This is a genomic window from Nocardia sp. NPDC005978, from assembly GCF_040614455.1.
GTDB lineage: Bacteria > Actinomycetota > Actinomycetes > Mycobacteriales > Mycobacteriaceae > Nocardia.
The window spans coordinates 148,834-160,826 of sequence record NZ_JBEXUS010000004.1 but is presented as its reverse complement, the minus strand read 5'-3'; the positions used below and the strand labels follow the sequence as shown (position 1 = coordinate 160,826).

The following is an 11,993-nucleotide window of genomic DNA, read 5'->3' as shown; positions in this document are numbered from 1 at the left end:
ATGGTACTGCACTCGACAGGGTGTGGGAGAGTAGGTCACCGCCGGAACATCATTCACAAAGACCCCCAGCTTCGGCTGGGGGTCTTTGTCGTTTCCGGGGCCGTTTGCCGGCGAATGGCGAAACGCGTTTCGCGAAGTCCCCGGGCATTCAGAGCGCGGTTGCATTACAGGTGGTTATGCCGCTGGCATAGACTCGACCGGTGCGCCTTGTAATAGCTCGTTGCCAGGTCGATTACGTTGGCCGTCTGACCGCCCATCTGCCCATGGCTCGCCGCCTGATCATGATGAAGGCGGACGGGTCGGTGCTGGTGCACTCCGACGGCGGCTCGTACAAGCCGCTGAACTGGATGAGCCCGCCCTGCTGGGTGGAGGAGCGCGACTCCGAAGCCGAAGCGGCGAAGCATCTCTGGGTGGTCACCAACAAGGCCGGCGAAGAGCTGCGCATCAGCATCGAGGAAGTCGAGCACGATTCCAAGCACGAGCTGGGCATCGATCCGGGTCTGGTGAAGGACGGTGTGGAAGCGCACCTGCAGGAGCTGCTGGCCGAGCACATCGAAACCCTCGGCGCGGGGTACTCGCTCATTCGCCGCGAGTACATGACCGCGATCGGCCCGGTGGACATCCTGTGCCGGGACGCGGACGGCGCCACGGTGGCGGTGGAGATCAAGCGCCGCGGCGAGATCGACGGCGTAGAGCAGCTGACCCGCTACCTGGAGCTGCTCAACCGCGATCCCCTCATCGCTCCCGTCACGGGCGTCTTCGCGGCCCAGCAGATCAAGCCCCAGGCGAAGGTGCTCGCCACCGATCGCGGAATCCGCTGTCTCACCCTGGATTACAACGCCCTACGTGGCACCGACAGCGACGAATTCCGGCTCTTCTAGGTTCCATGCCATGCCCCGCCGGAAGCCTCGCCCCAAGTCCTCCCAGGCGCGGTCCCAACCGGAACCGCGCCCGATCGGAGATGTCTTCGGCCGCACCGAAGACGGCCCCGGCGGCGACGACTACATAGTCCGCACCATCCCCGGAACGCGGGCCACCAAGCACTACCGCTGCCCGGGCTGCGATCACGAGATCCCGCCCGGCGTAGCCCATCTGGTGGCCTGGCCCGCCGACGGCGGCGAGGACGACCGCCGCCACTGGCACACCGGCTGCTGGAAGGGCCGCCACACCCGCGGCATCACCCGCCGCTGGTCCTAGCCCCGAAAAGCAGGGGCCATGATTCGATCGTGGCAGGCCACATCGCTCACTACGCTCCAGGTGAATTGAAGTGTTCGTATTTCACTGGGAGTTCGCTTGAGATCGAATCGAATCCGCTGGGTTCTGGCGGGTTGCGCCGCCATGGCAAGCCTGAACATGACGGCTCCGGCCGCGTCCGCGGAGGTTACCTCCTTGTCGATCAGTGGTGACCGCGCCGGGGAAATCAACGACTGGAACATCGCGGCCGTTACCGACGATTGTGCGCCGGTGTGGTTCTACGACAACGGGACATTGATATCGGACGAACCCGTAGTGCCGGTGAATCCCGGCTATGACTTTTGCAGGCCGAACAATAATTTTGCGAGTATCGGCTGGCTGCCGACCACCAAGGGTGTGCATCACATCGTCGTGGAACAACGCAATGCGGCTGGTCAAGTGGTGAGTTCGATCTCGGAGGACTACTTCGTGGAGAAGGTGCCCTGCAGGTCCGGGACGGGCAGCGCGTGCCAAATCGCCTCCGGCAGCGCATGAGCCGAAGCCAGGAGTCGATTGTGAATTCGAGACGAATTGTCCTGGCGGTGGCCGCTTTCGCGGGTATCGCCGCGTCCTGGGCGGCCGCGCCGGTCGCGTCCGCGGAGATAACGAGCATGAAGGTATACGGCCACTACTCCGGGATGTACGTCGTGCCGACATGGATGATCACGATCACCACCACCGACTGCTACCCCGTGCGGTTCTTCGACAACGGGACCCCGATTCCCGGCAGCTCGGTCAGCCGTCCGAACTGCGAACCCGGCGTATCGGCGCCGGTTTCGGTCTCCTGGTACCCGACAACCCGCGGGAATCACCACATCGTCGCCGAGCAGCGCGACGCCGACGGCAACGTAATCAACTCTCGGTCCGCGGATTTCACCGTGGACCAGATTCCCTGCCTGCCGGAGGACACCCTCCTCTGCAGCCTCGGCTCCGCCGACGGCGCCGGCGCCTGGACGGGCTCCTTCAATGGCGGCGGCAGCTTCCAGCGTCGCTGACCGCCCGGCAAGATCCCTGCCCGTCGGTCCCGAGGGTACGGGCATATCCCGATAGCTCCAGACGGCCTGTGGGCCCGAGCCGAGCTTCCTGTGTACCTCGGGTTCTGCTGACGGCACCGTCATCGGAGCCCGAATCCTGTTCACCTATACGGAGTTGTCATGCGTAAAGAACGAATCACTACGGCTGTGGCGGGATTTGCCGCTCTGGCCGCGATCTGGGCGGGAGCACCCGCTGCTTCCGCGGAAATAGTCGGCCTGGACGTCCACTACGACCGTATGGACGGCACCGAATTCCTGGTGATCACCGTGCAGACAACCGACTGCAATTCGGTTCAGGTCTACGACAACGGCAAGCCCGTTTCGGGCGGCCCGATTGTGCCGTGGAATCCCCCCTACACCCCCTGCACCCCCGGACTACATGAGGGGCGGATCGGGTGGGAGCCGAAAACCCTTGGTACACATCACATCGTCGTTGAGCAGATGGACGGCGAACTGAATGTCACCAGCACGATGTCCACGCACTTCAACGTGACCCGGATTCCGTGTGACAGGCCCATCATCGGCAGCACCGACTGCGCATTGACCTCCGGCAGCATCTGATTGCGGATATCGGCTGTCAGCGCGCCGGACCCGCCCCGCGCGTCCGGACGAGCCCCCATACATAAGGAAGACCGCCCCCGGACCGGGGGCGGTCTTCGTGCTTCGTTGAACGGGTGTCGCCCGGTCGGAGGACTAGCCGGAGATGTCGGCGTTCTCGCGCTCATCCTCGACGAGGTCGTCGTCGCGGACATCGAGGGCCTTGCGGTTGCTGGACTTGCTACCCAGCGAGCGGGGCTCGGGGGAGCCGTCGAGCAGTTCGCTCTCGCGGTTGACCGCGGCGAGCATGGCCGGCACGGAGTCGAGCTGGCCGCGAATGCCGAGCAGCTGGGCCAGGACGCGGCCGCGCAGCACGCGCATCTCCTCGGCCAGTTCCTTGGCGTGCGCGATCTTGCGATCGGCGGTGTTGGTCGCCGAGGTGATGAGGCGGTTGGCCTCATCGGTGGCGTCTTTGATGCGCTGGGCGGCCTCGGCGCGCGAGGTGGCCTCGAGCTCTTCCATGGCGCGGGTGAGCTTGGTGCGGCGCTCGGCCATGGTGACCTCGAAGTCCTGCTGCGCGGCCTTGCGCTTGGCCTCGGACTCCTTGGTGAGGCGATCGGCCTCGGCGTTGGCGGCCTCGACGATCTTGTTGGCCTCGGAGCGGGCGTTGGCGAGGGTCTGCTCGAACTCGATCTCGAGGGCTTCGCGCTTCTCCTTGGTCTCCGAGAGCAGCGACTCGTACTTGCCGCGCATCTCGGTCGCCTGCTGCTCCGCGATGGAGATCATCTCGGCGGCCTCGGCCTGCGCCTGGGCGCGGACCTCGGAGGCCTCGTCGGAGGCCAGGCGGAGCATGCGGGAGATACGATCCGACATGCCTTCGGCGGTGGTCGGCGGCACGGAGAGACGATCGACCTCCTTGCGCAGCTCATCGATCTCGTCGCGCGCGTCCTCCAGCTGGGCTGCCAGGTTGCGTGCCTGTGCTGCGGCGGCATCGCGATCGGTCGCGGTGACCCTCAGCTCGGCGTCGAAACGGTCGAAGTAGTTACGCACCTCATCACGGTCATAGCCCTTCCGCACGACGGTAAAGGGCAGCGCAACGAAGCGATTACGATCGGGCTCAGTGGACGACATGGCACACAAACTACAGCCTGTCGACCACTGATGGTGACCCGACCGCGAATGTTGTTACAGCCTCTTTAGGCTCGCGGAAGTCGGTACTAGTGGGTAGTTTTCGCGGCAGGTTCGACGAGTTCGACCAGCACACCGCCAGCATCCTTCGGGTGGATGAAATTGATGCGCGAACCGGCCGTGCCACCGCGGGGCTCGTCGTACAGCAAACGCAAGCCCCGTGAACGCAGATGCGTGGCGACGGCCTCGACATCGGTGACCCGGTACGCGAGCTGCTGCAGGCCAGGCCCGTTTCGATCGATGAACTTCGCGATGGTCGACGCGTCGTTCAGCGGAGCCAGCAACTGCAAGGCAACAGTTCCCGCCGGAGCGCCCGCATAGGACAGCATGGCCTCGTGCACGGCCTGCGCCTCGTTGATCTCGCGATGCGTCTCGACCATCCCCAGATTGTCCCGGTACCAGGCCACCGCCGTATCGAGATCGGGCACGGCGATGCCGACGTGGTCGATCGCGGTGATGTATTCGGTGGGGATGAATTCGGTGTTCTCGGTGGTGCTCACCCTGGCAACGGTAGCGCGCACCTGAGGAAGGTTGTCCGGGTCGGTCGGGTTACCTTTGAGTAGGGCTCCGATGGTTGGCGGAGCCACGACAATCGACGTAAGCGAGGCACATCGTGACCACCACCGTCATCGTCTCCGGCGCGCGCACCCCGGTGGGCCGGCTGCTCGGATCGCTGAAGGACTTCAGCGGCTCCGATCTCGGCGGCATCGCCATCAAGGCGGCCCTGGAGAAGGGCGGCGTCGCGCCGGAACTGGTCGACTACGTGATCATGGGGCAGGTGCTGACCGCGGGCGCGGGCCAGATCCCGGCCCGGCAGGCCGCCGCGGCCGCCGGCATCCCGATGGACGTCCCGGCGCTCACCCTGAACAAGGTGTGCCTGTCCGGCATCAACGCGATCGCGCTCGCCGATCAGCTCATCCGCGCGGGTGAGTACGAGGTCGTGGTGGCCGGCGGCCAGGAGTCCATGTCCCGGGCCCCGCACATGCTGGAGAAGAGCCGTGAGGGCTTCAAGTACGGCGACGTGACCCTGCGCGACCACATGGCCTACGACGGCCTGCACGACGTGTTCACCGATCAGGCCATGGGCCTGCTCACCGAGCAGAAGAACGACACCGAGCCGATCAGCCGCGAGGCGCAGGACGCCTTCGCCGCCGCCTCGCACCAGAAGGCCGCCGCCGCGTGGAAGAACGGCCTGTTCGAGGACGAGGTCGCCCCGGTCTCGATCCCGCAGCGCAAGGGCGATCCGGTCGTCTTCAACGCCGACGAGGGCATTCGCGCCGACACCACCGCCGAATCGCTGGGCAAGCTGCGCCCGGCGTTCCGCAAGGACGGCACCATCACCGCGGGCTCCGCCTCGCAGATCTCCGACGGCGCGGCCGCGGTGGTCGTGATGAGCAAGGAGAAGGCGCAGTCCCTGGGCCTGAGCTGGATCGCCGAGATCGGCGCCGCCGGCGTGGTCGCCGGACCGGACTCCACCCTGCAGGATCAGCCCGCCAACGCCATCGCGAAGGCCTGTGCGCGCGAAGGCATCTCGCCCGCCGACCTGGATCTGGTCGAGATCAACGAGGCGTTCGCCGCGGTCGGCCTCGCCTCCACCGCGAAGCTCGGCATCGACCCCGAGAAGGTGAACGTCAACGGCGGCGCGATCGCGATCGGTCACCCGCTGGGCATGTCCGGCGCCCGCATCCTGCTGCACCTGGCCCTCGAGCTGAAGCGCCGCGGCGGCGGCGTCGGCGCGGCCGCCCTCTGCGGCGGTGGCGGCCAGGGCGACGCCCTGATCATCCGCGTGCCCTGAGCATCGGCCTGATAGCCACCGCCCCGGTTCGTACTACGAACCGGGGCGGTGTCGTGCTCGGGGGCGGCGGATGCTCCGGCCTGGGTCGGTGCGGCCGCTCACCTGGGACCCGGGGGTCCGGGGGCTGGGCACCCGGAATCCCCCCTTCTCCCGGGTCCCGGGGTGGAACCCCGGGTGCCGAACGCATGTGACCAGCTCCACGACACAGCGTCGTAGTAGTCCGGCACAATGGGGGCCGTGAATATCTTCGATCTGAGCACCACTGCCAAACGGTTCCGATTCGTCGCGGTGCTCGAGGCGGTGTCCTGGGCCCTGCTGATCGTCGGCATGATCTGCAAGCGGCTCGACGAGCCGATCATGTGGCCGGTGAAGGTGTTCGGCATGTTCCACGGCGCGGTGTTCGTGGCGTTCCTGATCGTGGCGCTGCTCGCCGCGCGGGAACTGAAGTGGCCCTGGTGGGTTGCGCTGCTCGCGCTGGCGTCGAGCGTCCCGCCGTTCTTCACGGTCCTGTTCGAGCTCTGGGCCGCGAAGTCCGGTCTGCTCGGCGAGCTGAGCACCGGCCGCCGGACCGAACCTGCGAGCCCCGCACCCGTTCGTTCGTGACAGACTGGATGTCGTGACTCGACCCGCACGACGACCCTCTGCCGCCGCAGCTGCCGCCATGTCCGGCGCGGTGGACCTGTCCGCACTGAAGCAGCCGGTAGCCACGGATGTTCCCGGCGACCACGCTGTCACCGAGGCCGATTTCGAGCACAAGGTGCTGCGCCGTTCGACGCACGTGCCGGTGGTTGTGGTGCTGTACTCCCAGCGCAGCCCCGGCAGCGTCGAACTGGTGAAGCTGCTCGAGCGGTTGTACGCCGACAACGGCGGCGAATGGGATCTGGCGACCATCGAGGCCGAGGCCAACATGCGCATCGCGCAGGCCTTCGGCGTGCAGGGCATTCCGACCGTGGTGGCCGTGGCCGCCGGTCAGCCGCTCGCCGATTTCACCGGTAACCAGCCCGAGCCCCAGGTGCGCCAGTGGCTCGCGGCCGTGGTGGACGCGGTGCGCGGCAAGCTCGAGGGCGGCGCGCCCGAGGCCGAGGCCGAAGCCGAGATCCCCGAGGACCCGCGCTTCGTGGCGGCCGAAGAGGCTTTGGAGCGTGGCGATTTCGACACCGCCGTCGCCGCCTACAAGGCGATCCTGAACGCCGAGCCGGCCAATGCCGAAGCCAAGGCCGCGCTGCGCCAGGTGCAGTTCATCGCCCGGGTGCAGGAGGTCGATCCCGAGGCCGTCGCCAAGGCCGCCGCCGATCCGAGCGATCTGGACGCCGCACTGGCCGCCGCCGATCTGGAGATGTTCAACCAGCAGCCCGAAGCCGCGTTCGATCGCTTGATCGCGCTGGTCAAGCGCACGGCGGGCGACGACCGCACCCGGGTCCGCACGCATCTGCTGGAACTGTTCGAGCTCTTCGATCCGGCCGAGCCGATCGTCACCGCCGCGCGCCGCAAGCTGGCCGCCGCACTGTACTGATTCCGGCGGCTTCCGCTGCGCCGCACGGTCTTTCGGTACCACGACAGCGAAACGGGCCCCCGCCGCGTACCGCGGCCGGGGCCCGTTTCGTGTGCACCCCGCTGGGAACTAGGCGGCGGGGGTGTCCGGGGTGGTCGGCGTCGCCGGGGCCTTCGAGCTGCCCGCGATCAGCTTCTGCACCAGGTCGGTGAGCGCGGTCGCCGAGGAGCCGGTGCCGTTGGGGTTCGGCTCGCCCGGCGCGATCTCGGCCACCGGCGCCAGCGCGACCTGCGCGTCGGCGGCGGCCGTACCGGCCGCGCCGCCGATGATTCCGGCGGCAGCCGCACCGATGATCGCGACAGTGCTCAGCTTCTTCATCAAGATTCGTTCCTATCCCATGAGATTCGATTGACGCCCCGACGGGAGTCAGTTCACTACACGGGAAAGCCTTTGGGCAGACCACACATTCGGTGGCACGGCTATTCGGGTGCGCGCGCGGATCTCGGCCTGGGCCGCGTCGCCGCGGCGGGCGGGTCGACCGGCACGAACCACACGCCGCTGGTGGGCGGCAGGGTGAGCACCGCCGAGGCGGGCCGTCCGTGCCAGGGATCGGCGGTCGCGGTGACCGCGCCGAGGTTCCCGATTCCGTTGCCGCCGTAGGCGACAGCGTCGGTGTTGAGGATCTCGCGCCACACCCCCGCGCCGGGCAGGCCGACGCGATAGTCCCGGTGCTCGGCGCCGGAGAAGTTGTAGACACAGGCCAGGATGGATCCGTCGGTGCCGTAGCGCAGGAACGACACCACGTTGTTCTCGCGGTCGTCGGCGTCGATCCAGGAGTAGCCGCCGGGCGAGGTGTCCTGGCTCCACAGCGCGGGGGTGGCGGTGTAGGCGGCGTTGAGGTCGCGCACCAGCAGCGCGATGCCCCGGTGCAGCGGATTCTCCAGCTCGTGCCAGTCCAGCCCGCGATCGTGGTTCCATTCCCGGAACTGGCCGAATTCCTGTCCCATGAACAGCAATTGCTTGCCCGGGTGCGCCCACATGTAGGCCAGCAGCGCCCGCACCCCGCCGGCCTTGGTGAAATCGTCGCCGGGCATCCGGGTCCACAGCGTGCCCTTGCCGTGCACGACCTCGTCGTGGCTGATGGGCAGCACGTAGTGCTCGCTCCAGGCGTAGGTGAGCGAGAAGGTGAGTTCGTTGTGGTGCCAGGCGCGATGCACGGGGTCGTGGCCGAGGTAGCCGAGCGTGTCGTGCATCCAGCCCATGTTCCACTTCATGGTGAATCCGAGCCCGCCGACCTCGGTGGGGCGGGTGACCCCGGGCCAGGTGGTGGACTCCTCGGCGATCGTGACCACGCCGGGATGGTGTTTGTGCACGGTCGCGTTCATCTCCTGCAGGAACGCCACCGCCTCCAGATTCTCCCGGCCCCCATGGATATTGGGTTCCCAGTCGGGCCGCGAGTAGTCCAGGTAGAGCATGGAGGCGACCGCGTCCACGCGCAGGCCGTCGATGTGGAACTCCTCGATCCAGTACCGCGCGTTGGCGACCAGGAAGTTCCGCACTTCACGCCGGCCGAAGTCGAAAACGTAGGTGCCCCAGTCGAGTTGCTCGCCCCGGCGCGGGTCCGGATGCTCGTACAGGGCGGTGCCGTCGAAGCGGGCCAGCGCCCACTCGTCGCGTGGGAAGTGCGCGGGCACCCAGTCCAGCAGCACCCCGATGCCCTTCCGGTGCAGGTGATCGACGAACCAGCGGAAATCGTCCGGGCCGCCGAACCGCGCGGTGGGGGCGTAGTAGGAGGTGACCTGGTATCCCCAGGATCCGCCGAACGGGTGTTCCGCGACCGGCAGCAGTTCGACATGGGTGAAGCCCTGTCCCGCAACGTATTCCGCGAGCCGTTCGGCCAGCTCGCGGTAGCCGAGCCCGGGCTGCCAGGAACCGAGGTGCACCTCGTACACGCTCATCGGCGCGCGGGTGGGGTCCCGGCGTTCGCGGGCACGGACCCAGTCTTCGTCGCCCCAGGCGAAGCCGGTCGCGGTGACGACCGAGGCGGTGGCGGGCGGCGTCTCGGTGGCGAACGCCATGGGATCGGCGTGATCGACCGTGCGCCCGTCCGCGCCGTGCACCCGGTACTTGTACTTGTCGCCGGGCTCGATCCCGGGCAGGAACAACTCCCACACCCCGGAGCCGCCCAGCCGGCGCATGGGCGCGGTGTGCCCGCTCCACCCGTCGAAGTCGCCGATGACCGTGACCCCGCGCGCGTTGGGCGCCCACACCGCGAACGAGGTTCCGGTGACCTCGCCGTCCAGGGTGGCATAACGCCGCGGATGCGCGCCGAGCACTTCCCAGAGTCGTTCGTGGCGGCCCTCGTTGAACAGGTGCAGATCCAATTCGCCCAGGGTGGGCAGGAATCGGTAGCCGTCGGCGTCGATCACCGTGCGCCCGCCCGCGTAGACGGCGACGACCCGGTAGTCCCACAACCCGTCGAAGGGCAGGACGGTTTCGAAGACGCCGTGCCCGATGTGCTCGAGCGGCAGGTCCTGCTCGCCGACGCGCGCGTGCACCGTGGCTGCGTGCGGGCGCAGCACCCGCAGCACGGTGCCCTCGGCGTGCGGGTGCGCACCGAGCACCGTATGCGGATCGGGATGGGTTCCCGCGGCCAGCAGCAGCAGATCGCGCCGGTTCATCCGAAGGATCTGCGATGGGCGAGTTCGGTGCGGGCCGCGGCGGGCACCGGGGGCAGCGTCAGGATGTGGGCGACCGCGCGCGCGGGGTCCAGGCGCACGTAATTGCTCTGGCCCCAGTGGTATTGCTCGCCGGTGATCTCGTCCAGCACTACCGGCCGGTCGTGCCATTCGCGGCCGATCGCGGGCAGATCCAGTGCGACGGAACCCTGTTCGGCGCCGAAGGGGTTGAGGTTCACCACGACCAGCACGGCGTCCCCGGTGGTGGGGTCGAACTTGGAGAAGGCCAGCAGCGCGTCGGAGTCGGTGTGGTGGAAGTGGATGCATCGCAGCTGCTGCAGTGCCGGGTGGGCGCGGCGGATCTCGTTGAGCCGGGTCAGCAGGGGAGTCAGCGATTCGCCGCGCGCGTCGGCGGCGGTGAAGTGGCGCGGGCGCAGCTCGTATTTCTCCGAGTTCAGGTACTCCTCGCTGCCCGGCTGCACCGCCTGGTGCTCGAACAGCTCGAATCCCGAGTACACGCCCCAGGTCGGTCCGAGGGTGGCGGCCAGCACCGCGCGAATCGCGAACATGCCGGGGCCCCCGTGCTGCAGGCTCTCGTGCAGGATGTCCGGGGTGTTGACGAACAGATTCGGCCGGGCCTCATCGGCTTTGGCGGCCAGTTCGCGGCCGAACTCGGCGAGTTCGTGTTTGTGCGTGCGCCAGGTGAAGTAGGTGTACGACTGGGTGAACCCGCGCCGGGCCAGGCCGTAGAGCCGGGCCGGGCGGGTGAACGCCTCGGACAGGAAGATGATCTCCGGGTTCCTGCGGTGGACCTGGGCGATCAGCCATTCCCAGAAGTCGGCGGGTTTGGTGTGCGGGTTGTCGACCCGGAAGATGGTGACGCCCAACCGGATCCAGTGCCGCACCACCCGCAGCACCTCGGCGTACAGCCCGTCCGGATCATTGTCGAAATTTACCGGGTAGATGTCCTGGTACTTCTTGGGCGGGTTCTCCGCGAAGGCGATGGTGCCGTCCGGCAGCGTGGTGAACCACTCCGGATGCGTGCGCACCCACGGGTGATCCGGCGCGCACTGCAGCGCCAGGTCCAGGGCCACCTCCATGCCCAGATCGCGTGCGGCCGAGACGAATTCCACGAAATCCGCCTCGGTGCCGAGCTCGGGATGGATGGCGTCGTGGCCGCCCTCGTCCGCGCCGATGGCCCACGGCGAGCCGACGTCGCCGGGTTCGGCGGACAGAGAGTTGTTGCGGCCCTTGCGATTCACCCGTCCGATCGGATGCACCGGCGGCAGGTAGACCACGTCGAACCCCATGCCCGCGATGCGCGGCAGATCCCGGGCGGCGGTGGCGAAGGTGCCGTGCACCGGCTTGCCCGCGGCGTCCCAGCCGCCGGTGGAGCGGGGGAAGAACTCGTACCAGGCTCCGACCAGTGCGCGTCGGCGCTCCACCAGGACGCTGAACTGCGGTCCCCGCGTGACCAATTCGCGCAGCGGGGTCTCGCGCAGGATCTCCGCGACCTCCGCGCCGAAGGCGGCGGCCACCCGGGCGGGCAGCTGGGCGTCCCCGCGCAGCGCGGTCGCCGCCGCGTGCAGCACCTCCCACTGCCGTTTGGGCACGGCCTGGGCGGCGCGGTCGAGCAGGCGGGCCCCGATCTCCAGGTCGTTGGCCAGATCCACCGCGCTCTGGCCGACCGCGAGCTTGGCCTCGACCGTGGCGCGCCACGTGGTGAGCGGATCGCTCCAGCCCTCGATGCGATAGGTCCACAGCCCGGCCTCGCCCGGGGTGAACACACCGTTGAACACGTCGGGCTGATATTCGGGCGTCATGCGAATGCGCTGGGTGCGCGAGGAACCGGGCGCACGGACCGCCAGGGTGGCCGCGACCGCGTCGTGCCCTTCGCGCCAGACGACGGCGCGCACCGGGAAAACCTCCCCGACGACGGCTTTGCTCGGCCTGCCCCCGGGAATCGCGGGGGCGGTGTCATCGATGGCGATGCGGCCGGTCACCCCACGAACCTACTGGGTTGCCGGGTTCGCGCC

General features: G+C 68.1%; 13 protein-coding genes. 8 read left to right on the top strand and 5 right to left on the bottom strand.

What is annotated here, in order from left to right; all coding sequences use genetic code 11:
• The first annotated feature begins 200 nt into the window (after positions 1-200).
• The 5 genes from nucS (at position 201) to ABZ319_RS03370 (ending at position 2,828) form a co-directional block, all read left to right on the top strand.
• Positions 201-881: an endonuclease NucS gene (gene nucS, locus ABZ319_RS03390; RefSeq protein WP_354984681.1), complete on the top strand. Its 681-nt coding sequence runs from the start codon at positions 201-203 to the stop codon at positions 879-881.
• Positions 882-891: 10 nt separating this feature from the next.
• Complete coding sequence (locus tag ABZ319_RS03385) at positions 892-1,197, top strand: ATP/GTP-binding protein (RefSeq protein ID WP_354984680.1); 306 nt, start codon at positions 892-894, stop codon at positions 1,195-1,197.
• A 141-nt stretch (positions 1,198-1,338) separates the two neighbouring features.
• A complete protein-coding gene (locus ABZ319_RS03380) occupies positions 1,339-1,728 on the top strand; it encodes a hypothetical protein (protein ID WP_354984679.1) in 390 nt (129 codons plus the stop codon).
• Between the two features lie 20 nt (positions 1,729-1,748).
• The gene (locus ABZ319_RS03375; protein WP_354984678.1) at positions 1,749-2,228 is read left to right on the top strand and encodes a hypothetical protein; all 480 of its coding nucleotides are present in this window, start codon (positions 1,749-1,751) and stop codon (positions 2,226-2,228) included.
• Positions 2,229-2,387: 159 nt separating this feature from the next.
• Complete coding sequence (locus ABZ319_RS03370; RefSeq protein WP_354984677.1) at positions 2,388-2,828, top strand: hypothetical protein; 441 nt, start codon at positions 2,388-2,390, stop codon at positions 2,826-2,828.
• Between the two features lie 132 nt (positions 2,829-2,960).
• Here ABZ319_RS03370 and ABZ319_RS03365 read toward each other — a convergent pair whose 3' ends face one another.
• A complete protein-coding gene (locus tag ABZ319_RS03365; protein ID WP_354984676.1) occupies positions 2,961-3,935 on the bottom strand; it encodes a hypothetical protein in 975 nt (324 codons plus the stop codon).
• 86 nt (positions 3,936-4,021) lie between these two features.
• The gene (gene mce / locus ABZ319_RS03360; RefSeq protein ID WP_354984689.1) at positions 4,022-4,492 is read right to left on the bottom strand and encodes a methylmalonyl-CoA epimerase; all 471 of its coding nucleotides are present in this window, start codon (positions 4,490-4,492) and stop codon (positions 4,022-4,024) included.
• A gap of 113 nt (positions 4,493-4,605) precedes the next feature.
• On the opposite strand from mce, the gene ABZ319_RS03355 reads away from it, so the two are divergent.
• From ABZ319_RS03355 to ABZ319_RS03345, 3 genes are all read left to right on the top strand, one after another.
• On the top strand, positions 4,606-5,787 hold the full coding sequence (locus ABZ319_RS03355) for an acetyl-CoA C-acetyltransferase (RefSeq protein ID WP_354984675.1): 1,182 nt from the start codon (positions 4,606-4,608) through the stop codon (positions 5,785-5,787).
• A gap of 228 nt (positions 5,788-6,015) precedes the next feature.
• Positions 6,016-6,390 carry a DUF3817 domain-containing protein gene (locus tag ABZ319_RS03350; protein WP_354984674.1) on the top strand — a complete coding sequence of 125 codons (375 nt, stop codon included), beginning with the start codon at positions 6,016-6,018 and terminating at the stop codon, positions 6,388-6,390.
• A gap of 58 nt (positions 6,391-6,448) precedes the next feature.
• Entirely contained in the window at positions 6,449-7,300 is an 852-nt protein-coding gene (locus tag ABZ319_RS03345) for a tetratricopeptide repeat protein (protein ID WP_354984688.1), read from the top strand.
• Between the two features lie 108 nt (positions 7,301-7,408).
• Here the strand turns inward: ABZ319_RS03345 and ABZ319_RS03340 are convergent, their stop codons facing one another.
• The 3 genes from ABZ319_RS03340 to ABZ319_RS03330 form a co-directional block, all read right to left on the bottom strand.
• The gene (locus tag ABZ319_RS03340; RefSeq protein ID WP_354984673.1) at positions 7,409-7,657 is read right to left on the bottom strand and encodes a hypothetical protein; all 249 of its coding nucleotides are present in this window, start codon (positions 7,655-7,657) and stop codon (positions 7,409-7,411) included.
• 101 nt (positions 7,658-7,758) lie between these two features.
• Positions 7,759-9,960 (bottom strand): 1,4-alpha-glucan branching protein GlgB, encoded by a 2,202-nt coding sequence (glgB, locus tag ABZ319_RS03335; RefSeq protein ID WP_354984672.1) that lies wholly within the window; start codon positions 9,958-9,960, stop codon positions 7,759-7,761.
• Complete coding sequence (locus ABZ319_RS03330; protein WP_354984671.1) at positions 9,957-11,960, bottom strand: alpha-1,4-glucan--maltose-1-phosphate maltosyltransferase; 2,004 nt, start codon at positions 11,958-11,960, stop codon at positions 9,957-9,959. Before ABZ319_RS03330 ends, glgB begins: the two co-directional genes overlap by 4 nt.
• Positions 11,961-11,993: the final 33 nt, after the last annotated feature.